Here is a 25397-nt window from a genome sequence, read left to right as displayed (position 1 = left end):
CCCCCCTTGTAAAGGGGGGGAGTTAAGAATAAGAATAGGATTTTTGCGTGGTAAAGTTAGGGAGTTGAGACTTACAAATAACCACGCCCAAACGGCGACTAAGGCGGCTCCCCACAGGGTGATGAATGCCCAGCAAAAAAGTGCGATCGCCAAACTCGGCCACCAAGGAACTCCCAACCAAGTCATCGGGTGAATTCCCATAATCCAAGATAAAGCTAATCCGTGATAGCCAATTCCCCAGAGTGAAGGAACAAGCAAAAATGAATCAGGAAGGACAATAAATTTTGGTTTTTTTTGTGTTATTGATGGTCGTTCATAACTAACAACCAAAATCCAGAGGGGAACTAGGGCTACCCAAGCCAATAGCCAATCATTTACTGGTGCTGTTGTCAATCCCATCAAAATGCCGCTAAAAAGTGCGATCGCCCAGGCTAATGTTTTTGATTTATGAACCGCGAGTTTTTCAAATTTGTGCCTGTTAAATATCGCCACTTTGATGATTGCCAAAAATAATAATTCTTAATCAATATATCAGATCGATCGGGAAGTTCGGCAAGGCGCAGTGTATGGGATTTAACGGATTTAACGGATTTAACAGAAAAAAATCTCTCAAATTCTACTTGCCAAAACAAAAAGCGCCCCTATAAATAGGAGCGCTTTTTGTTAATCAAAAGCTAAATATAGCCGTTGATGGAAGGAGCAACCATTGCGAATGGGGTGACTTCACCGGCGGCCAAGTCGAGGGGGAAGTTGTGAGCGTTGCGCTCGTGCATGACTTCCATACCCAAGTTAGCGCGGTTGATCACATCAGCCCAAGTGTTGATGACGCGACCTTGCGAGTCGATAACCGATTGGTTGAAGTTGAAACCGTTCAAGTTAAACGCCATCGTGGAAATACCCAAAGAGGTAAACCAGATACCGACAACTGGCCATGCACCTAACAAGAAGTGCAAAGAACGGCTGTTGTTAAAGCTCGCGTATTGGAAAATCAAACGACCGAAGTAGCCGTGGGCTGCAACGATGTTGTAGGTTTCTTCTTCTTGACCGAATTTGTAACCGTAGTTCAAAGATTCAGTTTCGGTTGTTTCGCGAACCAAAGAAGATGTTACCAAGGAACCGTGCATGGCGGAGAACAGAGCACCGCCGAAGACACCAGCAACTCCCAACATATGGAAGGGGTGCATCAGGATGTTGTGCTCGGCTTGGAACACGATCATGAAGTTGAATGTGCCGCTGATACCCAAGGGCATACCGTCAGAAAAGCTGCCTTGTCCGATCGGGTAAATCAAGAATACTGCGGTGGCTGCTGCAACTGGTGCAGAGTAAGCGACGCAGATCCAAGGACGCATACCTAAACGGTAGGACAATTCCCATTCACGACCCATGTAGCAGAAAATGCCAATCAGGAAGTGAAATACTACCAATTGGTAGGGGCCGCCGTTGTACAGCCACTCATCGAGGGAAGCTGCTTCCCAGATGGGGTAGAAGTGAAGCCCGATCGCATTCGATGAAGGAACAACAGCACCAGTAATGATGTTGTTGCCGTACATCAAGGAACCAGCAACTGGTTCGCGGATGCCGTCGATGTCCACAGGAGGAGCAGCGATGAAGGCGATGATGTAGCAAATGGTGGCGCTCAGCAAGGTGGGAATCATCAAGACGCCGAACCAACCCACATAAATGCGGTTATCCGTGCTAGTTACCCAGTTGCAAAACTGCTCCCAAACGTTGCCGCTTTCGCGACGCTGTACGGTTGTTGTCATTTGGTTTATGATTGCTTAATTGAATTTTCAAGGTTCGTTGTGGGGATGCCCCACGCTTATATTAGTAACACCATTCACTAAAGTTTGCCAAGGGATTACTGCTGACAATTTAAACATTTTACAAACTTTTACAAAAACTTGATTATTAGTAAATATTTGTATTTTTTTACAAAGTAATATTACAAGCCAAACGGGTTAAATACAGCGGTCAGAAGAACTGAATCTATTGTCTGTAGGTTGGTTCAGCAGTTCGTGCAAATTATTTTGGTTCAGGTCGATTCTCTTTTAATTTAAATATCTGTTAATTAGGTCGTGAAGAGATGATTTGTAATATTTATTTACATATCCTCGGTGGATTCTGAGAGGGGAAATTTTTATCGGGAGAATACTGACAACCGGGTTTCTAGTGCGATCGGGCTGCATTCTCAATAAGAGCCAATCCACCGGGTTTATTGACGAAAAAAGAAACCCGGTTTCTGAAGCGCTGGGCAATAGAAATCAACCGGGTTTCTGAGGATGTGTCCGCAAGTTATGCGTAAAAATTAGCCTTTAGCCTGGGGGCCACTTCATCTGCCGTCCGCCGAGAATGTGAAGGTGCAGGTGGTCTACAGTTTGGCCGCCGTCGCTGCCGCTATTAATGACGACGCGATAGCCGTTGCTAAGTCCGAGTTGTTCTGCTACGCGCTTGACAGTCAGCAGCAGGTGTCCCATGAGAGCATGATCTTCCGACTCGGCATCGGCTAATTTGGCAATAGGCTGTTTGGGAATGACGAGGATGTGGACGGGTGCTTGCGGATTGATATCTCTGAACGCGAGGGCCAAGTCGTCCTCATAAACGATGTCTGCCGGAATCTCTTTGCGGATGATTTTGCTGAAAAGCGTTTCTTGAGTTGTCATGGGTGTTAACGAAGGAAGTTCGGCAACGGATTCTGTAACGGATGTAACGGATGTAACGGATGTAACGGATGTAACGGATGTAACGGATGTAACGGATGTTGGGAAGAGGAAAGAGGGAAGACCCAACAGGTGAGAGGGAAGAGGAGAAAAAGAAGAGGCAAGGAAAAGTTTTTCTTGCCTCTCCCGATATTCATTAGTCATTGTTAATCATAATAGATGATGAATCAAGGACAGGCAAATTAAGGATTAAGAAAAATGCTTGCTAGGGTGTGGAGTGCATCGATCGTTGGAATTGACGCGGTAAAGGTTGGTGTTGAGGCTGATGTGTCAGGGGGGCTACCGAAAATTGTGGTTGTGGGATTGCCAGATTCTGCGGTGCAAGAAGCTAAGGAAAGGGTTAGGGCTACGCTGAAAAATTCGGGATATGCTTTTCCGATGCGGAGTATTGTGATTAATTTGACTCCGGCGGATTTGCGGAAGGAGGGGCCGAGTTTTGATTTGCCGATCGCCATTGGCATTTTAGCAGCATCGGAACAAGTCAGCGGTGAACTTTTGGGAGATTATTTGTTTTTAGGGGAACTTTCTTTAGATGGAAGTTTGCGGGCTGTGGCTGGGGTTTTGCCGATCGCGGCTGCTGCTCAAAAAATGGGTATTTCGGGGTTGGTTGTACCGGCTGCTAACGCGCAGGAAGCGGCTTTGGTGCAGGGAATATCTGTTTATGGTTTTGAGAATATTTTTGCTGTTACTGATTTTTTGAACAATCCTGAAGTTTATTCGCCTGTAGAAGTAAACGGTCGAGAAGAGTTAGCAAAAACGCGGTTTTCGGGTCTAGATTTAAAGGATGTAAAGGGGCAAATTCACGCGCGGCGGGCTTTAGAAATTGCGGCCGCGGGGGGACACAATTTAATTTTTGTGGGGCCGCCAGGGAGCGGTAAGACTATGTTGGCGAGGCGTTTGCCTGGTATTTTGCCGCCGCTGACTTTTGACGAAGCTTTGGATGTGACTCAAATTCATTCGGTGGCTGGGTTGTTGAAGGATAAGGGAAGCTTGGTGGGCGATCGGCCTTTTCGCAGTCCTCACCATTCGGCATCGGGGCCTTCTTTGGTAGGTGGTGGCAGTTTTCCGCGTCCGGGTGAAATTTCTTTAGCACATCGCGGCATACTTTTTCTGGATGAATTAACTGAGTTTAAAAGAGATGTTTTGGAGTTTTTGCGACAACCGCTGGAAGATGGTTATGTGACGATTTCTCGAACTAGACAATCGGTGATGTTTCCGGCGCAATTCACTTTAGTTGCTAGTACGAATCCTTGCGCTTGCGGTTATTACGGCGATTCGATTCAACCGTGTACTTGTTCGCCGCAAAAGAGGGAGCAATATTGGGCAAAACTTTCGGGGCCTTTGATGGATCGGATTGATTTGCAAGTGGCGGTTAATCGTTTGAAACCCGAGGAAATTACGCGACAGCCGACGGGGGAGGAGTCGGAACCGGTGCGGGTGAGGGTGCAGCGGGCGCGAGAGCTCGCAACTCGCCGTTTTCAGTCGGAATCTAGTTTGCGCTGTAATGCGGAGATGCAAAGCAGCCACATTAACAAATGGTGTCAGTTGGATGAGGCTTCTCGGAATTTATTGGAGATGGCGATTCGGAAGTTGGGGCTTTCGGCGAGGGCTAGCGATCGCATTTTGAAGGTTGCTAGAACTATTGCTGATTTGTCGGGGGATGAGAGCTTGAAAACGAATCATGTGGGGGAGGCGGTGCAGTATCGGACGATCGATCGGATGCAGTAAAGGGGATTTGTGCGATCGTTTTTCAAGTCGTAAGTTGATATATTGCAGGTGGGTATTTTGGTTCGGGAATGGGTTTTCCCGCAGTTGTTGCAGCTTCCAGCCATGCTGTTTTAGCAATTTGTAGTTCCTGCAAAGCTGATTCTGGGGTTTCGCCAAAAGCGGAACAGTATTTTAAATCAGGAATATCGGCAATGTAGCCTTCATCTTGGTTGCTGTAAAAAATATTGATGTGATAGTCTTTCATGGTTCATCATCCTCTATTGTAAGAGTGAATTAATCCTATTCCTCGTATAAACCAGCTTCCTCAGTCATCTCGATTAGCTGGTCTAATAGTTTACGGCGCTTTCTGTCGCGATGTTCTTTATAAATGATTAAATCTTTAAATCGAATCCGCCGATGCGAACCTACTTTGATATAAGGAATTGCTCCTTCATCTAGCAACTTGACAAGAAATGGTCGCGATACATTCAGGATATTAGCAGCTTGCTGCGTCGTCAGTTCGCGATTGTAACGAACTATCGAAACAGCCCGATCTGATGCCATTGCTTGTACAGCTTGACGCAGGATATTGCAGACTGATTCGGGAATTAGAATCTCTTCTCCATTACTTGTGACTAATTTGGGCTGTGCAGATTCTCGGCTAAGTATCTGTGCTAATTGTGCTATGGATTCTTGTTCTTTTTCTGGAGGCAAAACAGACTCTGGCGATGCTTTTTGCTTCAACATAGCAAGTCTCTCTTTTAATGTGTTTTTGTCTGATTTATGTAGTTTTGGACTCACTTCGAGCAAAGAAACCGGGTTTTTCCCGAAAATATTTCGTTGCTACCAGCAGATTCGCGAAAAAACCCGGTTTCTGGCTACCCGCGTGTAAGTCTCCGGCGCATACTCAGTTGTTTTCACGATAACACTTTTCGCGCCGTAAACGCAATATCCGAAACAAACGAAATATCCAAATTTGTATGAAGCAAGGTCGCAGCGTACATCCTTGCGGTTAGGGAAAATGAGCTTTGTATTGGCTTATGATTCAGACTTTTTGAGTATTCTTACTATTTCTTCAAGCAGTTTATCTATAGCTTGTGAGCTGTTGACTTGAGTTGCGTTGGGGAGAGATTCGGTATTTCTAATGTGCTCATGCAGATAACCATCACTTATGTTTTTTTGGATACTATATAGTCCTTTCATTGCATTTTTAAAAGACTGGGTGCCAGAATAATTATTTGCTACTTTCTGGAAGTTGTCTATGCCTACTCCAAATATAGGAGGTACATGATCCATGATTGCACGAGTAAGCATGGCAGTCGCATAATAATTCCCATTAGAATAGTTACTATTTAGTTCCTCACATAATTTTATAAGTTTTGAAAGATCAAATTTTGATTTTTTTGATGAAATTTCTTTAAGTTCCTGTAGTCTGCCTTCATCAATAAAAGGGTGATTGGGTGACACATTTAAAGCTCGATCAACCTGATTTTTGGGTTTATTTGTACTCGCGATCTTCTCCACTTCAGCTATTCCTTTAGGTGTAATCCAAACATGACAATCAATCTCATCCAATGGATTATCTTTTTTTATGAAATCCTCCGTGGATAAGTATTTTGAAATAACTAAAATTTCACCTCTTGATAAAAGTAGAGAATTAGCAATATAACGAAGAGAGATATTTTTAGTAGTTCTATTGAGTTCGGAAGCAGCTTTATAAACACAATGCAAAAAATCCAAATGCGTCTTTTCTAGTGATCCAGAATATTGACTATCGACGTTCATAGTTAACCTCAATAAAATCTTTGTACGATCGTTCACATTCAGTATCTCTAAACAGTATATTATATACGGCTTTGTACAAATATGCCCACGTCGTGCGAAGGAATCTGAAATAATCGTTCTAGCTTCTTAATTGCTGGCAATGGTTTACCTTCAGCTTGGCAACTTTCGATTAGTAACTCCAGTACCTCTCGCGCATTGTAGATAGCTTCTTCATAAGAATCTCCGTGAGTTACCGGCTGCATTACATCCTCAAATTCAGGCAAAAACACGACAAAGCATCGATCTTCTTCTGACCATTGGATAACAATTGTATATTTCATGGTTCTGTCTCCTCTGCTTCGATTTGCCTAAGCACCTCAATTGTTTCGTTAAAGTGGACAGGCGATCGCATCAAAGGGAATGACGCGATCGCACTTTTGAGCCAGGTTCGATTGTCAGATTAATCCTTATCGAAGTAAAACCCTATGGTAACTCCCAGCAAACCTACTTGGGGAGTAATGATCAGGGGAATTAAATCCTTGAGTAACCCTTTATCAGAATTTGGCATTAACGAGCTTACCCCTACTACAACAAAAGTCGTAACCAGCGACGTAGCAAACATTGTGAGCAAACGATTAGCTATTTTTGAGCGCGTCCGCTCTCGATTTTTACCAACCCAAGCCTCTAGATTTTGGCAGACTTCCTCGCTAGGGGGGACGCTACCAACGTAGTCGCTAGTATCCAGTTGACCGATCAAAACGATTTCCTCAAGAGTATCGTTATCATTAGGCTGGATATAGCTATAGTTGTGCGGGTCGTACTGTTTTGTGTTCATGCTTGTGTTTATGGGGGTTTGTTTTTTCAAGGATTAATGAATGATTAATGACTTGTTTAGCCCCCCCACAGCTTGCATTATCTAAATATTACTTCCCGCACTTCTTTGTCAGAATTTAGAAGTAAAACTTTAGACCCTTGTTTGATCTCTTTGTGAAGGTAAGCTTCAGTTGCAATAGCTTTCCGAAGCGCCTCAATTTGAGTTATCCCTTGGGTTGTAGCAAGCCATTCCAATAGTTCAGCAGCATCCGCAGATAAAGTGACGGACATCCGCTTAACATTTGGGGGACGAGGGGCTTGTGCATTAGGAAAGCAAGATCCTGTATTTTTGAATCGTTGTGTGTTCATTGTTTGTTGTCAAGCTACACATCTATTATATACCTGGCTTTGTATTTTAAGGTGTTTTTTTTTCACCAATTTGGTGTTAAATATGCTTGTAGAGAAAAAAATGAGTCATCGGCTTTACCAAGCACAGCCACAGGTAAATAACCATTCAAATTCCCCATCCCGACTCAAGACGGAGGCCTCGCAGAGGTACAATAGGACGATCGCATTCCCCAAAACTCCCACCGTGATAGAGCGCTACACCTTGCCCGAAATGGGCAACATCTGGACTGAAACCGCCAAACTCAAAAGCTGGCTGCAAGTAGAAATCGCTGTCTGCGAAGCTCAAGCCGAACTCGGCTACATCCCCGCCGCCGCAGTCGAAGAAATCAAAGCTAAGGCTAATTTTGACCCCAAACGAGTCCTCGAAATTGAAGCGGAAGTCCGCCACGACATGATCGCTTTCTTGACAAATGTCAACGAATATGTAGGCGATGCCGGCCGCTACATTCACCTCGGCTTAACCAGTTCCGATGTGCTCGATACCGCTTTGGCGCTGCAATTAGTCGCCAGCGTCAATATCTTGTTAGAACGTGTCGAAGAATTGAGTCAAGCTATTCGCTATCAGGCTCAACAGCATCGCAATACCGTCATGGTTGGCCGATCGCACGGAATTCACGCCGAACCCATCACCTTTGGCTTTAAACTAGCAGGATGGCTGGCAGAAGTCTTTCGCAGCCGCGCCCGATTGGTGAATTTGCGATCGTCCATTGCAGTCGGCAAAATCTCCGGCGCAGTCGGAACCTATGCTAATATCGATCCGCGAATAGAAGCGATCGCCTGTCAAAACCTCGGACTCGAACCCGATACCGCATCGACTCAAGTCATTTCGCGCGATCGACACGCCGAATACGTCCAAACCTTAGCACTTTTAGCAGCATCGATCGAGCGTTTTGCAGTAGAAATTCGCAACCTGCAACGCACCGACGTTCTCGAAGTCGAAGAGTTCTTTTCCAAAGGGCAAAAAGGCTCATCCGCCATGCCCCACAAACGCAACCCGATTCGATCGGAAAGACTCACAGGGATGGCAAGAATTGTCCGCGCCAACGCCGTCGCAGCCTTAGAAAACGTTGCACTTTGGCACGAACGAGACATCTCTCACAGTTCCGTAGAACGGATGATTTTGCCCGACAGTTCTACAGTAACTCACTTCATGTTAGTAGAAACCACAGACTTAGTAAAACACCTGCTAGTCTATCCCGAAAATATGAAGCGAAACATGAACCTTTACGGCGGAGTCATCTTCAGCCAGCGAGTGATGTTAGCCTTAGTAGAAAAAGGCACCAGTCGCGAAGACGCCTACAAAATTGTGCAATCTTGTGCTCACGAAGCTTGGAACAAACCCGGCGGCAATTTCTACAATTTAATTGCTAAGGACGATCGGGTAACAGCTAAGATGACAACCAAAGAAATTGATGATTGTTTCGATCCGCAGTATCAATTGAGGCACTTAGATTTAGTGTATCAGCGGTTGGGAATTTAAAAATCTTTTGAATTTCCGACTTGGGATCTGGATAGTGTAGGTTGGGTTGAGGAACGAAACCCAACTCTTCTAACTAAAATAAGGTGTTGGGCTCTAGCGTTGCGTAGGGTTCGCTTACACTCAACCCAACCTACCCAACTCAATAAGACTAAAATAAAGCGATCGGTGATATGGTGCTTTGGGATGAGAGTTTTAATAACTGGCTTTGAGCCAAATGATGATGGTTTGAATGCCTCAGAGTTGGTTGTGGTGTCGTTACGCGACAATCCTACTCAGGAGATCCGTCAGTACGTTGATTGCATTGACTTCAAGATTCTGCCTGGTAATACCAACACCCTCGGACACGTAGTTGATGAAACTCTCAAAGCATTTTCACCGGATATTTGTATTGGGATCGGTCAGGCGCGGGGTTACAACAAAATAGCTATTGAGCGAATGGCAAAGAATTTAAGATATTTTGTGACTTTGGATGCAGCAGGAAACGCACCCAAGGGAAAGCCGATTGTCCCCAATGCTCCTATTGCCTATTGGGATTGTCTAGCAGATCCCGAAGATTTGGTTTCCCTGTTAGAAAGCCACAACATTCCAACTAGGATTTCAAATGATTGTGGAACTCATCTATGCAATCAAGTTTTTTATCACTTTCTTCATTGGAAGGAGATTCATAATTCTGATATGAAGGTTGGTTTTATTCACATTCCAGCATTGCCGGAGCAAGTCATTAAATACTGGTCAGAGTCACCATTTATGCCAATAGAAATGACCCGTAAAGCTCTGTCCCTAATTATTAGTAGGCAAATTCAGTCTGTCGATCCAAGTCTATACGTGGGTTAATAAAGCCCATGCACGCCGACCGCCGAAAGTTTTTTTGTCTAGTAGCAATTTCAATAGCCGAACCCGGACTTGGTATTACCAATCCTCATGCGGTAAGGACATAAATTGCATCTTTGCCAAGACAGGATCTAGTTCAGAGGACTCTTCAGAATAGACTTGATGCAAGTTTGCTCAAAATTCGAGATCGGTTGTGTCGCCGCAGATACGCCTGCAATGCTTTTGTATAAAGCTCACTGCGCGATTGCCCTAACAGACCAGCCAAAGCCTCGGCTTCTTCAAAAACTAAATCTGGAAGTGAAATTGCAGTTTTCATAGCTCCCCTTGCTGTCAAGGTGACATCATAATATTGGTTATAGCATAGAACAACGACCTCAATCTACTTTTTAACACTCACAATCAGAACAGCTATGAAATTTAATCGTTTTGGAAAATACCCGATCGCATTTATGCTAGTGTTGCTATGTGCGATCGGTCTGCACCATATAACATTTGTCCGCGCCCAGGAGCCGCCACAAGTGCAAATTACCCAACCAGAACCAAACCCAGTATTACCTGAAAGTATTTTCATGAGTCAACTTCCCCCTTCGGCACGACTGGTTGACATCCGCACCGTAAATCCCAACATTCGCCTCGATATCCGATACGCCACTACTAACAATTTCTTGAAACGAAAACTTTACCCTATATCGAAATGCGCTTTGAGAAGTTCTGTTGCTCAACAGTTAGGGCTGGTTCAAACAGATTTGGAAAAAATCGGATTGGGCTTGAAAGTTTACGATTGCTACAGACCTTTCTCTGTGACTAAGCAAATGTGGCAAGCTTGGCCAGATCCGCGCTATGTTGCTAATCCTGCTAGGGGTTCGCGGCACAATCGCGGTGCTGCTATTGATTTGACTTTAGTCGATCGCACCGGCAAAGAATTAGAAATGCCAACAGCTTACGATGATTTTACCGAAAAAGCTCACGCAGATTATCAAGGCGGCAGCGCGCAATCTCGGAAAAATCGTCAAGTGCTTAAGGATGCGATGAAAAAACACGGATTTATCGGTATCACAACCGAATGGTGGCACTTTGATTCGGAAGATTGGCAGAAATTTGCGATTCTTGATATCTCGCTTGGGGCGATTCCTTAATTATACTATTAAAAGTCGTATATCCGGGTAGGGACACGGCACTGCCGTGTCCCTACAGATGTCAGGGAAATTATCGCAATTTTACCGAAAATTCGTATTCGTATCCCCGGAAATTTGAGTCTAATTGTAATGTGTAATTGCCTGTTACTGGCACTTTTCCAGTCCACTCTGTTTCATTGCCTTGATAAGGCTCTCCGGCTAAAAGTTTGCCACCGGGAGTTATAATTTGCGGGAAAACTTCTTTCCGGTTCCTAACAGTCATTGTTTGACCTTTTCTAGCGCGAATCCGGTAAGAATGACTGCCGCCGCCGATAATTCGACCTTTGACGATCGCCTCATCTCCTCCCGGCAGAAAATTAATCTGCTGGTTGACGTTAGAACAACTGCTTTCGGTGCGGTTTTTGGCAATCCAACCGGGCGGATCGGTAATTCGCAGCCAACCGTTTTGTTCTTCGGCAACTGAAACAAAGGTATTATTTTTAAGTTTTCCTACTATGTTGCTGCCCCTTACTTGCGGGATCGATCGCACATTTAGCGGTGGATTCGGATCGCTGACTACAGCTTGGGTGATTTTGCAACCCGAATTTGGCGGTGTGACAACTACTGGCTCAACTTTTGCCCCAGAGACTCCTGCAACTAGCGAGGATGGAACAGCCGGGGTTTTTGCAGGTTGGGGTTGGGATTTCGGAGATGCAGCAGCCTGGGTTTGTGCTTGCAAAGGTTCTGGTTGCCGAGATTCGGGATTGTTCGTCGGCGCTGCAATTGGGTTTCTGGTGGATGCCGGGGATTCAGCGAGGGGAGGATTGGATTGTTTCATCGTACCCGACTGTATAGTTGCAGCAGCCACTCCCACCGCTGTTGCCAGTCCTGCTAAGCTTACTGTGATGATTTGAGCCTTAGTAAATGACATAAAAAACCCTCTCTGTATCTATACTAATAATTTTTGTTTGGGAGTTGGGGCGATCGCCAGTTAATTTATAGTGGAAATACCTAGTGCGGGCCGCTGGGTCAGGATTTTTAGATAAAATTTCAGATCCATAATTGTCGCAATAATTTGAGTCAATATATACTGGACGCCTATACTGATGGTAATCTTGCTCTGGGTTATTTGCGCGCCAATTTGCGAAGGTAAGCGTTCAGCGCGAGGTACATAAAATGTCAAAATTGATTCCTCTGAGATTACAACCGCCCCGCGATCGATTGTTGGAGGAGGTGAAGCAGGAAGTCCAAGCAGGACGATCGCAGTCTTTGCACGCGGCTGTGCAGGCTAACCTCAGTCAAGACTCGCCGCCTGTTGGTGTTAACCGCTGTTGGGATGTGGAAGTGAAAGCCGGCAACCGTCCGAGTTTTCGGCTTCCTCCCAAAGCAAGCATTGCTAAAGTATTCGATCGCGCCGGCGGTAAATTGGTAATTTTGGGAGCGACGGGTGCAGGCAAAACTACGACGCTGCTAGAATTAGCTCGGGTGTTAGTTTCCCGCGCCCAAAAAGATGCTAGTTTGCCAGTACCTGTGCTGTTTGAACTCGGATCGTGGAAAGCAGAATCCGGGGCGATCGCCGATTGGTTAATTGCTCAACTTCAGTTCAAATACGGCATCTCTCCTGCTGTCGGCAAAAAATGGCTGGTCGAACAAAAATTGCTGCCTCTCCTCGACGGCTTGGACGAAGTGGAAACCCACCGCCAAAATATCTGTATTCAAGCAATCAATCAGTTTGTTGAAAGCGAATTTAAACCCAAACATTTAGTAGCTTGCAGCAGTTTTGAAGTTTACAAAAATTGCGAAACTAGATTTCGCCTGCAAGCCGCAGTTTTATTGAAACCTTTAACAGAAACTAAAATTCAAAATTATCTGCTAGAAGCTAGAAGCCGCGAACTTTGGTACAGCATTGAACACGAGCCGGAGTTGTTGAAATTGGCAAAAGTTCCCTTGCTTTTGAGCATGATGGCTCTGGCTTACGACGATATTTTAATTGAAGCTTGGAAGCGCATAACTTCCGCAGAAGAACAGCGCAAATATCTGTTAACTGCCTATATCCGCCACCAAATCACCGGGGAAGTCAAGCAGTATCCCAGAGGAAAGGAACTGCGGCCCGAACAAATTCGCCACTGGCTGGGATGGTTGGCTAGAAGAATGGAACAGCAAGGAATTCAAGAATTTTACCTCGATCGCATACCGTCTAGCTGGCTGCAAACAGCCGATGAACGGCGCAAGTATCAGTTGGGAGTTAAGCTGGTTGGCGGGCTGATTTGGGTGATTTTGGGATTAATTGCCACCCTCGTTTCCGGGTCAATTTGGGGATTAATTGCGGGTGCTGTTGCTGCGGTAATTAGTGCTTTGTTGCCGGGAATTCCCGGGATTGAAAGTTTTATCTTGCGCCTTGTGCTGTGGTCTAACGGCTACATTCCTTGGGATTACAAGCGTTTTCTCGATGCTGCGACCGATCGCCTGCTGCTGCAAAAAACTGGCGATCGGCGTTATCGATTTATTCACGATTTACTGCAAAAACATTTTTCGGAAATATAAAGACCGGAGCTTGACAAAATTAAATATAATGGATGTAATTGTGAAGGAGATTCCAATATTCGACAAGCAAAAGGAAACTCAATGACTGTAAAATTCATTCTGAGCGAATACGTTGACCAAGCAATGGCTGAAGCCATGTATGACAAACTTGAAGATCATAGCTTTGTAGGTAAAATTCCCGTTTGCAAGGGAGTCATCGCCTTTGGTTCAACTTTAAAAGAGTGTCAAAATGAGTTGCAATCAACTTTGGAAGACTGGATTTTGCTAGGGTTGAAATTGCGACATCGCTTGCCCGTCATTGACAATATTGATTTAAATAGGGGATAGCTTGTCAACTACCACACACCCATCCTAAAAAAATGTTGGTGGTATTTTTGCCATTTGAAATAGCTGTTCCGCCGTAAATTCTAATCCATCAAAAAGTGGCTCTTTTAATAGGGTATCTCCCATATAAGTTTGCGGTGCTGCATCGGGGTAAAAAACTGTAAGACTTCTCGCCTTGCTATCTACTACCCAAACCCGCAATACCTTAGCATCTAAATAATCTCTCGCTTTAGCAGCTAACTGACCGAAAGTTTGTTCTGGTGAAATAATTTCTATGACTAATTCTGGGACTACAGGACAGGCTTCATCTTGATTCCAGTCAGGAGATAAGCGTTGGTAAGAAACATATAAAAGATCGGGTACTGCCACCCAGTCTCGCCCGTGGCGGGTTAATTTTACCGCCCATTCTACACCAATTTCTCCCCGTTCGTCACCCCACTGTTCGAGGAGTTTTATTAGGCTTCTGGTGAGGCGAGAATGAAATTTTTTAGGTGATATTTTTGGTACTGCTTGCTCGTCAATAAGTTCGTAGGTAATATCGCCTTCTCCTTCGCCAAGAGCGAGAAACTCTTCCAGAGTGAGTTGAGTTTTTGTCTGGAGCATAATATTCCTCTGCTGTGGGCAGGCAAGTTAGTATTATTTTAACTTAAATATTCGTTGACATAATACAAATGTTATGATAAAGATTGGCAAAGTCTCAGGTTTTAACTGTCAAATTTGCGATCGACTCCTAGATCGACACCCTCGAAAGGTTAAGATTCTAATCTGACTAAGACTTTCAAAGGTGGTACCCGCCACGTGATTTATCCGTGGAATCAATCCCAAATCTAAAATCTAAAATCCTCAAGCCCCCGAATTTATCCGTGGGGTCAATCCCAAATCTAAAATCTAAAATCTAAAATCGAATGACCCTCCTGCAATCATTGCTTCACCTCCTATGGCAGAAACCTTATGGTTTTTGGACTAACCGGGCTATATTGTTTTTACAGCTTCATTAACACTATGCACATAGCTCGATTTACCGAAGTTTGCTAGAAACTTGATAGAAGCTAAAACCCTTACAGAACCTTGAAAAATCAATATGTACGCCAAAACACAAGCCATCCCCGAGACGGTCAAAGTTCAGTCCGATAACGGTACTCTCCGATTACAGTTCAGTACCAAGTACAACCCTATTTTTGGGGGCAAGCGGAAGCATCAGGGTTTAAGTCTGAAGGACACTCCCGAAAACTGGCAAAAGGCGATCGCTATCGCTTGGAGGATTGAAGGTGACTTGCAGCATCCAGACTGGCAACAATTGTTTGACCCAAGTTTTGCTAAGTACGGTTTGAAAACCAAGTATGCTGCTGAGCTCAAGCTGGCAGCGCCAATACCTGAACCTGAACCTGAGATGACTGTTGGGGCAATGTGGGAGGATTACTTGGAGTGGAAGCAGCCACAGGTACAGCCGACTACGTTTGAAATATGGCGAAAAACCTTTACTAATGCTCTTAATGGTTTAGTTTGGGATAAAAAAACAGGGACATTTACTAAAACTCAAACTGGTATCTGGGAGATTGTTTTAAACTTAGTCTCCGAAACAAGCGTTACTAATCTGCCACTAGGGGCAAAAAATAAGTCATTACTAATTGGCGCTCTTAAGGAAGCATTTACCCGTTTACAGTCTCAAAACAAAACGAGACTTGCGGTTAATCCGTTTATAATTATCGGTAGCGCTCTTGAAACCAAAACCGACAAATACAAGTCAGTAACGAATACTGAAGGCGATACCCTTAAATGGTGGCAGATTAAGTCTGATACTGATGTTGATCCAGGGGAAAAAGACCGACGTGCTTTTACTAAGGAAGAGCGTGACATCATTATCAAGGCTTTTTACGAGTCTGACAAACCCGCTACCCGTCAAGCAGCCCCCTTGATTGAGTTTCTGTTTTTAACTGGATGTCGTAGTGGTGAGGCTTTCGCAATGCGATGGCAAGACATAAAATTGGATCGTGGTTACATCTTTTTTTATAAGTCATACAGTACACGCCTAAAAGATACTTTTCAGACTAAAGATGGCGTTGATAGGCTTTTTAAGATTTACCCAAAACTTAACGAGTTTTTATTGCGTATCAAACCACCTAACGCCAAACCTACTGATTTATTGTTTTCCAAATTAAACGGAAAATCTTATGATTCCAGCGCGCTTGGCAAAATTTGGAACAGGTCGAACAGTTGGACTGATGTCAATGGCTTAGAGTGCTTTACTGATGGCATTGTTACTGAGTTAGTAAAAACTGGTGCAATAAGTTGTTACTTATCTCCTTACCATACCCGCCATACATTTATTACTCTCATGGCTCATCACAGCGGTATCGACCTAGTATTGTTAGGAGCCTGTTGTGGCAATAGCGCTGACATGATACAACGTCATTATTTAGGTATTAACACAGAAGCAAATTTACCCGACATCTAGCCACACTTTACCTAGTGACCGCCCCTTTTTAAGGGGGCGGTTTTTTATTGGGCGGTTTTTTATTGGCGATCGCTCCGGCACGGGAGTAAGTAACTTTCATTCACATCGTCTGCATAGTGTGAAGGAAGTAGGTGAGTCACTTAGTCTTTGTGTGTATTTTCTGGCTTAGCAGCCCAAGATAGGCGGCTATTCCTAAAAAAGCAAGGTAGGACTAACAAGGTAGGGGGTAAGCTAGAAGATTGATAGAAGAGTTCGCTTGTAAGCGAGTGTCAGGTAAGGGACACTAGGACAAGCAAACAGATCACAACAAGGTTCAAAAACCCCCTAAAATGGCTGTTTTGCTAGAGTCCTGATAGAAATTAGTCAATTAGAGCCTGAAAGTATTGGAAAACAGTAGCATGAAAGAAACCTTATTGTTCAACGCCCTCCGTGAGGCGTTAGACGAAGAAATGGCCCGCGACTCCGCCGTATTCGTACTCGGCGAAGACGTAGGTCAATACGGCGGTTCCTATAAAGTCACCAAAGACCTATACAACAAATACGGCGAACTTAGAGTGCTCGACACCCCGATCGCCGAAAATAGCTTTACAGGCATGGCAGTAGGCGCAGCAATGACGGGACTGCGGCCGATCATCGAAGGCATGAACATGGGCTTTTTGCTGCTGGCCTTCAACCAAATTTCCAACAACGCCGGAATGCTGCGCTACACATCCGGCGGCAACTTCAAAATGCCAATGGTAATTCGCGGGCCAGGCGGCGTGGGCCGGCAACTCGGCGCGGAACACTCCCAGCGCTTAGAAGCATATTTCCAAGCAGTACCGGGTTTGAAAATAGTCGCCTGTTCGACTCCCTACAACGCCAAAGGACTCTTAAAATCTGCCATCCGCGACGATAACCCCGTTCTGTTTTTCGAGCACGTTCTTCTTTACAACCTCAAAGAAAATTTGCCAGAAACAGAATATTTAGTGCCGCTGGACAAAGCAGAAATTGTGCGATCGGGCAAAGATGTCACAATCGTGACATATTCGAGGATGCGACACCACGTCATGCAAGCCGTGCCCGCCCTGGTAAAAGAAGGTTACGATCCAGAAGTAATCGACCTAATTTCTCTCAAACCCCTGGACATGGAGACCATCGGCGCATCCATTCGCAAAACTCACAAAGTAATTATTGTAGAGGAGTGCATGAAAACAGGAGGCATCGGTGCCGAACTAATTGCCTCAATCAGCGATCGATTTTTTGACGAACTCGACGCACCGGTTTTGCGCCTGTCTTCACAAGATATTCCCACACCTTACAACGGGAATTTGGAAAGACTGACAATTGTCCAGCCCACTCAAATTGTCGAAGCAGTCCAAAAAATGGTAGCTTTGCGAGTATAAATAGTGATTAGTCAGTAGTCATTGGTTGACTGTTGACTGTTGACTGATGACTGTTGACGGATGACTGATGACCGATGACTGTTGACTAAAATCTGCCAACCGCCAACTGCCAACTGACAACTGCCAACTGACCAATGACTAATAATTAAATATGCAAAAACAACGTTCAATATTAGCCCTAATTTTGGTTTTAATCATCGCCGCCATTACTGTAATAGTAACAATTCCGACGCGGCTGGGATTAGACTTGCAAGGAGGGTCGCAACTCACAATTCAAGTAAAAACTACCCCCACAATTCCCAAAATTGACCAGGGAATGTTAGAAGCAGTGCGGCGGATTGTCGAAAACCGCGTCAACGGTTTGGGAGTTTCCGAAGCATTAGTCCAAACAGTAGGAGAAGACCAAATTCTCGTGCAGTTGCCCGGAGTAAATGACCCGCAACAAGCAGAACGAGTTTTGGGCGGCACCGCCAAGCTAGAATTTCTGGAACAACTGCCCGGAACAGAAACACAATTAGCCATTGAGAGGCAGTTGCAGCAGGAATTGCTGGTCAAACAAACAGCCTTGAAAACTAGCAACAATGAGGCGGCTATTAAAGAAAATCAGGCTGCTTTGAAAAGAAGCAATGAGGCGATCGCCAAACTCTTCAAAAGCAGCGGATTAGGTGGCGAAAACCTCAAAGACGCTCAACCTCAACCCTTGGCGGCTGGGAACAACTGGAACGTTGCTCTTGTTTTCGATACCAAAGGAGGCGAACTCTTTGCCCAACTCACTAAAAATTTAGCAGGAACCGGACGCAGTATCGGTATTTTCCTAGACGAAAGAATGATCAGTTCTCCAGTCGTCGGCGTTGAATTTGCCCAGACAGGAATTACTGGTGGGAGTGCCGTAATTCAAGGCAACTTTACAACGCAAGAAGCCAACGATTTAGCAGTGCAATTGCGGGGCGGCGCTTTGCCGGTGCCTGTCGAAATTGTAGAAAACCGCACGATCGGCGCTAGCTTGGGTAAAGACAGCATTCAAAGCAGTATTAACGCAGGTATCGGCGGCTTAATTCTAGTCTTGATTTTCATGGTGGCCTACTATCGGCTCCCCGGCGTAATTGCCAATATTGCGCTGTTAATTTATGCTCTGTTAACTTGGGCAGCTTTCGTGCTTTTGGGAGTGACATTAACGCTGCCGGGAATTGCTGGTTTTGTGCTCAGCATCGGGATGGCCGTGGATGCTAACGTGCTGATTTTTGAGCGCACGCGCGAAGAGTTGCGGGCGGGGAAATCGCTTTATCGATCGGTCGAATCGGGTTTTTACCGGGCTTTTTCCAGCATTTTAGACGGCAACGTCACAACAGTTATTGCTTGTGCTGCTTTGTTCTGGTTGGGCGCTGGTTTAGTTAAAGGGTTTGCTGTAACTCTGGCATTGGGCGTAGTAGTGAGTATGTTTACTGCTATTACTTGCAGCCGGACTCTACTTTTGGTAGTGTTGGGCTTTCCGGCCCTGCGAAAACCTCAGTGGTTCTGTCCCGATTTGTCTAAAACTGCTAATAGTTAACTGTTGTTATTAGTTATTAGTTATTAGTTATTAGTTATGTGTTAGTTAGCTGATACTAATAACCAATAACTAATAACGACTGACTTCTTCCTTCTTCCTTCCATCCGTTACATCTTGTACACTGCTTCGTTGCCGAACTTCCCTATTCCTTCAAATTATGAAATTCAGTGTTATCAAACAGCGATCGCTCTGGTGGAGTATTTCCGCCGCTATCATCCTCGCAGGTATAGTGTCGATGGCAATTTCTTGGACTCGTCCCGACATCCGCGCACCGCTGCGGCCCAGCTTGGACTTTATCGGCGGCACTAGGCTGCAATTTGAACTCGACTGCACGAAACCGGAAAATTGTAAACCCATCGATCTTGCTGCTGTCCGCGAAGTGCTGGACGCCCAAGGTTTAGGTGGCAGCAGCATTCAAGTTATCGGCAAAGAACAGCGAGGTTTATCACTGCGAACGAAAACTTTGGATGTCGAACAGCGGACTAATTTACAAACAGCTTTGAGCGAAAAGATAGGCGTTTTTGCTCCTCAATCTACTCAAATTGATACGGTTGGCCCTACCCTCGGTAAACAATTATTTACTTCGGGATTGTTGGCTTTATTTCTGTCCTTTGCTGGCATCACAGTTTATTTAACATTCCGGTTTCAGTTGGATTACGCCTTTTTTGCTTTCGTTGCTCTCTTCCACGACGTGTTGGTTACTCTTGGTGTTTTCTCGTTTTTGGGTTTAGTTCAAGGAGTGGAAGTTGACAGTTTATTTGTGGTCGCTCTCTTGACAATTATCGGTTTTTCTGTTAACGATACAGTGGTAATTTACGATCGCGTGCGAGAAGTAATCAAGCTAAATCCGGGACAGTCGATCGATCAAATTGTCGATGATGCGGTCATGCAGACCCTGGGAAGGTCAATTAACACGACGATGACAACGCTGCTGACATTGTTTTCAATCTTTTTGTTTGGCGGCGAAACCCTCAAATACTTTGCTTTAGCTTTGATTGTCGGTTTTATTGCTGGTGCGTATTCGAGTATTTTCATTGCCAGTACGCTGCTAGCTTGGTGGCGCAGTCGCACCGGCAACTCTATCCCCGTCCCCGCAGAAGGAATCAACCAGTCAGAGGAAGTTTAATTGTCATTGTTCATCAGTCATTAGTTATCAAGCTGCTGACTGCTGTTAACGGTTAACTCAAGGCTAAGGCAAAAAAAATGATTTGACGCGCCACTGATAGCGGTAAGTTGCGCGCTGGGTACCCTAAATACTAATGACTAATGACTGATAACTAATGACTAATGAAAGCGACGCAAATTTTCAAATAGAAGTCCAAAGGCTTCACAAACTAACAGTTTACGGCCGCTGGTTAACTGTGATATTGCTCTGGATTAGCGTCGGTTCTTTGAGCATTTGGGGTTTGCGCCGCGAAATCGCTTTGTGGTTAGAACACTTCACTTGGGCGGCGGTGCGCTACGGTTTATATTTTCACCGCTTGCCGACTCTCGGTTTGGGTTTGTGCTTGGGAATGACTTTAGCTGTGCTAACTTGGCAAAGTCGCAATAGAGTGCGAGGATTGCCCCAGCGGGAAAAACAGGGTTTGGAACAACAAGTGCGCCGCATTCGCCAACAGGGGCCGAGTCATCCTTTGTGGAAGTGGGTTTGCAAAGGTTCGCGGTAGCCGACGGGCTTTATTCTTCACTCCTAGACGCACTCCAACCTCAGAAACCGGGTTTTTTACCGAATCTGCGCGCTGCAAGCAAATATGAGGGTGAAAAAACCCGGTTTCTCACCACCTTTGAGTAGATGCTAATTATTTTAAATCCGTTAAATCCCGTACATTCCTCGTTGCCGAATTTCTTTCTGCTGTATCACGCAAAGCGAGGTAAAATCTGTGCTGCAGAAGACTGTTGAAGTGGAATCTCGATCGCAAATTCTGCTCCTTTTCCCGGTTCCGAAAAGCACTTCAATTCGCCGGCGTGTTGGTTGACAACAATTTCATAGCTAATCGACAGTCCCAAACCCGTTCCTTGGCCGACCGGCTTAGTAGTAAAAAAAGGGTCAAACAACCGCTTCCGAACATCTTCTGTCATCCCCGGGCCGTTGTCAGAAATTTTAATTATTACCTTTTTTTTCTCAATTAACTCCGTGCGAATCCAAATCGCAGGAAGCAGGCGAGTAGAGTTAGAAAGTGATGATTGACTATTTGTACAAGACTGCTTTGGATCGCCTGGGGACTTGTTCTGGCTTTGTTTATCGACTTTTTCGTCTTTGTTCGACTCCACAAGAGCGTAAATTGCATTAACTAAAATATTCATAAATACCTGATTGAGCTGTCCGGGATAGCAATGCACCAGCGGCAAGTCGCTGTATTCTTTGTGAATTGCGATCGCCTCTTGCCCCGATTTCCCTTTAAGCTGGCTTTGCAACAGCATAATCGTGTTGTTGATACCGTCGTGAATGTTGACCTGCTTCATTTCAGCTTCGTCTAACCTGCAAAAATTCCGCAGCGACAAAACGATGTCGCGCACTCTTTCTGCACCTTGCTGCATCGAATTTAACACTTTCGGCAAGTCTTCAACTAAATAATCGAGTTCTATTTTTTCTGCTTCTGCTTCAATTGCTGCGATGGATTCGGGACAGTGCTGTCGGTAGAGGTCGAGCATCCGCATTAAACCTTGCGTATACTCTTTAGCGTGGTGCAAATTACTGTATATAAAGCCGATCGGATTGTTAATTTCGTGAGCTACTCCTGCTACTAACTGCCCCAAAGAAGACATTTTCTCGGTTTGAATTAGTTGAGTTTGAGTGCGCTGAAGTTCTAGCAAAGCAAGTTCGAGCTGTTGGGCTTGATGTCTTAATTGCGCTTGCGACTCGCGCATCGCCACTGTTGATAACTCGTGAATTTGCAACTGAGAAAGCAGCAGTTGATGTACGTCTAAAAGTTTGTAAGTTTCGGGTTCTACTTGTACGACAATGGGTTCGTGGATTAGTTCGGGCGATCGCTCCAAAGACTGCCGCACGGCCGTCATAATCGAGGTTTCGCGATCGAGAACCAACATATCAGTTTTAGTAAAGCGGTAAAGTATGAACAAAGGCTGTTGAGAAAATAACTCCAAACTGTAGGGGCGGCTCATGTGTTCAAAATAACGCCGCCGCGAAATCATCCCTGTAAACTTTCCTTGCTGAGTGATGATAATACCGGGAACTAAAGGGTTTGCTTGAAAAATTTTAGCAACTTCATCCCCCGGACGATCGGACTCTAGGAGAAAGTCGTACAGGGTTAATTCCTGTAGAGTCGATCGCAAACCAAGCGGCGATTTCAGGGGACTCAACCCGTCATTTTCATACACTGCTCCCTCCTTTGGTAATTGGCAGTAGCGGTTGGCTGCTGGAGTCTTGCCTACTATTTAGACTGCCTTTTGAACTCTTTTTATAGCTCGGTCATCAACTTCTCTCTGCTCGCTCGAATCGAGTTAATTCAGCAGGATTTTCTTTGCCTTAAATCGTGCTGGTATCCCCCGAAACGATATTGCAGCTTAGATTGATTTAACAGCAGATACCCCTTTGAAACGTGACTATGTAGTAAATTTTATATATCCAAGCTTCTACTAATCCGAATATAACAGTCATAACTATTGTTAATGTTTGAGGACATTAATTTGCTTCTGATTGACAGACACCTGCGACTTGTGGCAGTAAATTGGGTATTACCCGTTGCGTAAAATTATATTACAATAAGACAAGAATAGCGACAAGTCGGCAGCCGATCGCCTATTTGAGAATTCAGACCAAATCAGTGTCGGGGAATTGCCAAGAAATCTCAATTGTCAGTTGTTTCGCACAAATGCCGATCGCACTCAACCCAGGGATTGTATTGTAGGTAGTCTTCGCACTAGGGACAGCCGATTGCGAGCATTTTGTCAAGTTCGGCAGCTTATACTTTAGCCGCATCGAGACTCCAAAGCTTCACAGACGAATTTTTTCCGTCAGATCCTAAAGTTGTGCGATCGCAACTAGAACTCACATTCACACATCCGCTTGATGTGCTTTAAAAGTTTGCAAAAAATTACCGTCGGGCCGCCAACTCGATCTTCAAATTCTGTCGCTGGCAAATCGGACACGGAGAATAAAGAGGAAGCAGAAGGAAATAATTTTATTTTACCCGACTTTTCCCCAAGCTCAACTTCAATTTGAGGAAGTTGGTGTGGTTGCGATATTTCGATCGTTGTTACTTCTCCTCCCCCTTTATTTTAGGCAATTCTCATTAGAAACTCTAAGATGTTGATTTGAGGAAGCTCAGGGGGTCGGGTTTGGTTTGGCGATCGCACTGAGCTAAATTGAAATGACATTTGAGGAAAGTAAACGACGGTTTCCATGTGCGGTTTGCCGAACTAAATGTGCTAACTCTATACACGGGCTGACGATCGCACTTTCAGTACAATGTCAGTATTTCAACCTGTACACCTGTTGAGTCTGAGTCTCTGAGAGTGTGAATATCCCTCTAATCCTTTGACTGTCAGGATCGGAGGTTTTTGAAGACTGCGGCGGCGCGACGCTCAAAGGCTGACAGTTAACCAAGCTGCACAAGGCGAGTCGGCAGCTAACGCCCGCGCAGGCAGGATTTTAGGCTCTCCCCGCCAATCAATTTTAGATTTTAGATTGTAGATTTTAGATTTTAGAAAGCGACCCTACTGATAAATCCGGGGGCTTGCGATGAAGATTCCGAGCTTTTTTCTCCCTCCCGGCATGAATCCGGGGGCCCCGGACGAAATTGCTTGATTGTCAAAGATGAACAGAGAAAAGCACGACAGCAGCAGCAATATCACCCAAAAGAATGATTGATCGAAAAAAGTTGCGTGTTATGTTTCTAAATAATTCTATACAAAAATACTTTTACCTAAAAGGAGAACAAAAAATGGACACACCTACAGATCGCGAACAAGAACCTGTCGGGGCAAGAGAACTAGAATCAATACCTGTATCGGAAAAAGTTTCTGCCCAAAAAGTTAGTGAGGTTAATTTTGAAACGACTCCTTTAGAAACCCCTGCTTATACTCAGCAAAAAGTTAGCGTCGAGGAGTTGAAGATTAACGGCGATGATTTGGTTGCCAAAGTTAAAGAACTGATGCACGAAGGCCATATCCGCCGCATCATTATCAAAAATGAAGAGGGACGGATCTTAGTAGAAGTTCCTCTGACAGTGGGAGTAGTCGGCGGAGTAATCGGTGCGGCTTTGTTTCCAGTCATTGCAGCAGTAGGAGCGATAGGTGCATTAGTCGCTCACCTGACCATCATCATTGAAAGAACAGAGTAAAAAAACTCAGTTGTTAGTAATAGTTGATGTCCGGTTAATTTCCCCTAATCAAGCTTGTTGTTAGTGAGTACGCTCTTCATCTCTTTCTGGAGCCGAAAAAACTTGCCTTGATTAAGCTGTTCTGCATTTAAATGGTATGTCAAAAAAAATTAAAGTCTTGTGGGGTGGGCGTCCCGCCCGCCCTGAATCTACAATTTAAATGCGCGACAGCTTACTACTAACGTAATAATGGTTAGATAACCGGACTTAAACAAATTTCAAGCCCAAACTGGCTTTATAAATAGATGGCTGGTAACTGTTACTAATTCATTCTGAGTTTTCCAGATTTCACGTCATCTATTGCCTTCCCACTCCGGCAGTAAAGTTGCTACTTTTAAGGGCGATATCAATCATCTACGATCGAGCTAAATCCTCGACTAATCCTGGTGTGGTGACACTGATTCATTACCTCCAGACGGCGTTGATTCATTTGACTGAATGACCAAGGCGCTGCCTTTCAAAAATGGTATAATTTGAGATAAATTACTCCGATGCTATAGCAATCCTCGCATCATTTGTGAATTTCTTACTCCCGGACCGCGGGTTCGGGGAGGGTTGGGGTGGGGTAAAAATTTTACGACTCCTGCAAGGATTGCTATATGTGCCACCATCTGCAAGATATTTTTTTGCTCAATTTCTCCCAATAATCCGCCTAAATAGTTCCTAAACTCCCGGTTTTGGGCTTGATGACGAAAGATATCGTCAAATCTTTGACACAATCGATCGAAGCAGGGGGCATTGCGGCGGGGGTTTTCTTTGTCATTGCTCATCTTTTAACGTTATCTGGTTGCAGAGCAAGCATTATAAATAACTAATTTAGCCCGTATTCTTTGTTTAAGTCGCGTTATTTCTATTCCTTTAGGGGACTCTGGAGATCGCTCTGAGGGTAGAGCCTGGTTAAGGCGTTGGCGAGTTAGATTCGATACAGATCAAGGAAAAACCAAAAGTTCTCTAAACTCCCTAAGC

The 25397-nt window shown here is 44.7% G+C and carries 25 protein-coding genes and 1 pseudogene; 13 read left to right on the top strand and 13 right to left on the bottom strand.

Going from position 1 to position 25397, the window contains the following annotated elements; all coding sequences use genetic code 11:
• From QUB30_RS21420 to QUB30_RS21410, 3 genes and pseudogenes are all read right to left on the bottom strand, one after another.
• Positions 1 to 492: pseudogene (locus QUB30_RS21420) on the bottom strand (apolipoprotein N-acyltransferase); the annotation flags it as partial.
• A gap of 182 nt (positions 493 to 674) precedes the next feature.
• Positions 675 to 1763, bottom strand: a complete 1089-nt coding sequence (psbA, locus tag QUB30_RS21415; protein ID WP_333337229.1) for a photosystem II q(b) protein — start codon at positions 1761 to 1763, stop codon at positions 675 to 677.
• A 549-nt stretch (positions 1764 to 2312) separates the two neighbouring features.
• Positions 2313 to 2660 carry a histidine triad nucleotide-binding protein gene (locus tag QUB30_RS21410; RefSeq protein ID WP_190657440.1) on the bottom strand — a complete coding sequence of 116 codons (348 nt, stop codon included), beginning with the start codon at positions 2658 to 2660 and terminating at the stop codon, positions 2313 to 2315.
• On the opposite strand from QUB30_RS21410, the gene QUB30_RS21405 reads away from it, so the two are divergent.
• Positions 2659 to 2793 carry a hypothetical protein gene (locus QUB30_RS21405; protein WP_333337227.1) on the top strand — a complete coding sequence of 45 codons (135 nt, stop codon included), beginning with the start codon at positions 2659 to 2661 and terminating at the stop codon, positions 2791 to 2793. The two genes, QUB30_RS21410 and QUB30_RS21405, sit on opposite strands and share 2 nt — an antisense overlap.
• Before the next feature lie 122 nt (positions 2794 to 2915).
• Positions 2916 to 4445, top strand: coding sequence for a YifB family Mg chelatase-like AAA ATPase (locus QUB30_RS21400; RefSeq protein ID WP_333337225.1), 1530 nt, complete (start codon positions 2916 to 2918; stop codon positions 4443 to 4445).
• A 22-nt stretch (positions 4446 to 4467) separates the two neighbouring features.
• Here the strand turns inward: QUB30_RS21400 and QUB30_RS21395 are convergent, their stop codons facing one another.
• The 6 genes from QUB30_RS21395 to QUB30_RS21370 form a co-directional block, all read right to left on the bottom strand.
• The gene (locus QUB30_RS21395; protein WP_333337223.1) at positions 4468 to 4689 is read right to left on the bottom strand and encodes a type II toxin-antitoxin system HicB family antitoxin; all 222 of its coding nucleotides are present in this window, start codon (positions 4687 to 4689) and stop codon (positions 4468 to 4470) included.
• Between the two features lie 35 nt (positions 4690 to 4724).
• The gene (locus QUB30_RS21390) at positions 4725 to 5171 is read right to left on the bottom strand and encodes an excisionase family DNA-binding protein (protein WP_333337221.1); all 447 of its coding nucleotides are present in this window, start codon (positions 5169 to 5171) and stop codon (positions 4725 to 4727) included.
• Positions 5172 to 5462: 291 nt separating this feature from the next.
• Complete coding sequence (locus QUB30_RS21385) at positions 5463 to 6209, bottom strand: hypothetical protein (protein ID WP_333337218.1); 747 nt, start codon at positions 6207 to 6209, stop codon at positions 5463 to 5465.
• Between the two features lie 59 nt (positions 6210 to 6268).
• Positions 6269 to 6529 (bottom strand): type II toxin-antitoxin system HicB family antitoxin, encoded by a 261-nt coding sequence (locus tag QUB30_RS21380; protein WP_333337216.1) that lies wholly within the window; start codon positions 6527 to 6529, stop codon positions 6269 to 6271.
• 119 nt (positions 6530 to 6648) lie between these two features.
• Positions 6649 to 7023: a hypothetical protein gene (locus tag QUB30_RS21375; protein ID WP_333337214.1), complete on the bottom strand. Its 375-nt coding sequence runs from the start codon at positions 7021 to 7023 to the stop codon at positions 6649 to 6651.
• Positions 7024 to 7100: 77 nt separating this feature from the next.
• Positions 7101 to 7292, bottom strand: coding sequence for a hypothetical protein (locus QUB30_RS21370; RefSeq protein WP_333337212.1), 192 nt, complete (start codon positions 7290 to 7292; stop codon positions 7101 to 7103).
• Between the two features lie 301 nt (positions 7293 to 7593).
• Between QUB30_RS21370 and purB the strand changes: the two genes are divergently transcribed.
• Both purB and QUB30_RS21360 read left to right on the top strand, forming a co-directional pair.
• Complete coding sequence (gene purB, locus QUB30_RS21365) at positions 7594 to 8889, top strand: adenylosuccinate lyase (RefSeq protein WP_333211033.1); 1296 nt, start codon at positions 7594 to 7596, stop codon at positions 8887 to 8889.
• A gap of 183 nt (positions 8890 to 9072) precedes the next feature.
• Positions 9073 to 9723 (top strand): pyroglutamyl-peptidase I, encoded by a 651-nt coding sequence (locus QUB30_RS21360; protein ID WP_333337210.1) that lies wholly within the window; start codon positions 9073 to 9075, stop codon positions 9721 to 9723.
• 145 nt (positions 9724 to 9868) lie between these two features.
• On the opposite strand, the gene QUB30_RS21355 is transcribed toward QUB30_RS21360, so the two are convergent.
• On the bottom strand, positions 9869 to 10036 hold the full coding sequence (locus QUB30_RS21355) for a hypothetical protein (RefSeq protein WP_333337208.1): 168 nt from the start codon (positions 10034 to 10036) through the stop codon (positions 9869 to 9871).
• A 94-nt stretch (positions 10037 to 10130) separates the two neighbouring features.
• Here QUB30_RS21355 and QUB30_RS21350 point away from each other — a divergent pair, with 94 nt between their 5' ends.
• Positions 10131 to 10856, top strand: a complete 726-nt coding sequence (locus QUB30_RS21350) for a M15 family metallopeptidase (RefSeq protein ID WP_333337206.1) — start codon at positions 10131 to 10133, stop codon at positions 10854 to 10856.
• A 70-nt stretch (positions 10857 to 10926) separates the two neighbouring features.
• Here the strand turns inward: QUB30_RS21350 and QUB30_RS21345 are convergent, their stop codons facing one another.
• Positions 10927 to 11766: an SH3 domain-containing protein gene (locus QUB30_RS21345; RefSeq protein ID WP_333337204.1), complete on the bottom strand. Its 840-nt coding sequence runs from the start codon at positions 11764 to 11766 to the stop codon at positions 10927 to 10929.
• A gap of 245 nt (positions 11767 to 12011) precedes the next feature.
• Between QUB30_RS21345 and QUB30_RS21340 the strand changes: the two genes are divergently transcribed.
• Together QUB30_RS21340 and QUB30_RS21335 are read left to right on the top strand one after the other, a co-directional pair.
• Complete coding sequence (locus QUB30_RS21340; RefSeq protein WP_333337202.1) at positions 12012 to 13379, top strand: NACHT domain-containing protein; 1368 nt, start codon at positions 12012 to 12014, stop codon at positions 13377 to 13379.
• Positions 13380 to 13460: 81 nt separating this feature from the next.
• Positions 13461 to 13706 carry a type II toxin-antitoxin system HicB family antitoxin gene (locus tag QUB30_RS21335; protein WP_333337200.1) on the top strand — a complete coding sequence of 82 codons (246 nt, stop codon included), beginning with the start codon at positions 13461 to 13463 and terminating at the stop codon, positions 13704 to 13706.
• Positions 13707 to 13730: 24 nt separating this feature from the next.
• On the opposite strand, the gene QUB30_RS21330 is transcribed toward QUB30_RS21335, so the two are convergent.
• Entirely contained in the window at positions 13731 to 14306 is a 576-nt protein-coding gene (locus QUB30_RS21330) for a Uma2 family endonuclease (protein WP_333337198.1), read from the bottom strand.
• A gap of 670 nt (positions 14307 to 14976) precedes the next feature.
• Between QUB30_RS21330 and QUB30_RS21325 the strand changes: the two genes are divergently transcribed.
• The 5 genes from QUB30_RS21325 (at position 14977) to QUB30_RS21305 (ending at position 20756) form a co-directional block, all read left to right on the top strand.
• Positions 14977 to 16158: a tyrosine-type recombinase/integrase gene (locus tag QUB30_RS21325; RefSeq protein WP_333337197.1), complete on the top strand. Its 1182-nt coding sequence runs from the start codon at positions 14977 to 14979 to the stop codon at positions 16156 to 16158.
• 398 nt (positions 16159 to 16556) lie between these two features.
• Positions 16557 to 17540: an alpha-ketoacid dehydrogenase subunit beta gene (locus tag QUB30_RS21320; RefSeq protein ID WP_333337195.1), complete on the top strand. Its 984-nt coding sequence runs from the start codon at positions 16557 to 16559 to the stop codon at positions 17538 to 17540.
• 151 nt (positions 17541 to 17691) lie between these two features.
• Positions 17692 to 19089: a protein translocase subunit SecD gene (gene secD, locus QUB30_RS21315; protein ID WP_333337193.1), complete on the top strand. Its 1398-nt coding sequence runs from the start codon at positions 17692 to 17694 to the stop codon at positions 19087 to 19089.
• Positions 19090 to 19246: 157 nt separating this feature from the next.
• Positions 19247 to 20215, top strand: coding sequence for a protein translocase subunit SecF (gene secF / locus QUB30_RS21310; RefSeq protein WP_333337191.1), 969 nt, complete (start codon positions 19247 to 19249; stop codon positions 20213 to 20215).
• A gap of 154 nt (positions 20216 to 20369) precedes the next feature.
• Positions 20370 to 20756, top strand: a complete 387-nt coding sequence (locus QUB30_RS21305) for a hypothetical protein (protein WP_333337189.1) — start codon at positions 20370 to 20372, stop codon at positions 20754 to 20756.
• A 190-nt stretch (positions 20757 to 20946) separates the two neighbouring features.
• On the opposite strand, the gene QUB30_RS21300 is transcribed toward QUB30_RS21305, so the two are convergent.
• Positions 20947 to 22428 carry an ATP-binding protein gene (locus QUB30_RS21300; RefSeq protein WP_333337187.1) on the bottom strand — a complete coding sequence of 494 codons (1482 nt, stop codon included), beginning with the start codon at positions 22426 to 22428 and terminating at the stop codon, positions 20947 to 20949.
• A gap of 1565 nt (positions 22429 to 23993) precedes the next feature.
• Here QUB30_RS21300 and QUB30_RS21295 point away from each other — a divergent pair.
• Positions 23994 to 24392: a DUF4342 domain-containing protein gene (locus tag QUB30_RS21295; protein ID WP_333239020.1), complete on the top strand. Its 399-nt coding sequence runs from the start codon at positions 23994 to 23996 to the stop codon at positions 24390 to 24392.
• The last annotated feature ends 1005 nt before the right edge of the window (positions 24393 to 25397 follow it).

Origin of the sequence: Microcoleus sp. BROC3 (assembly GCF_036702515.1) — a bacterium.
Lineage (GTDB): Bacteria > Cyanobacteriota > Cyanobacteriia > Cyanobacteriales > Microcoleaceae > Microcoleus.
The sequence above is the reverse complement of the archived record's forward strand: the minus strand, read 5'-3'. Positions and strand labels throughout refer to the sequence as shown.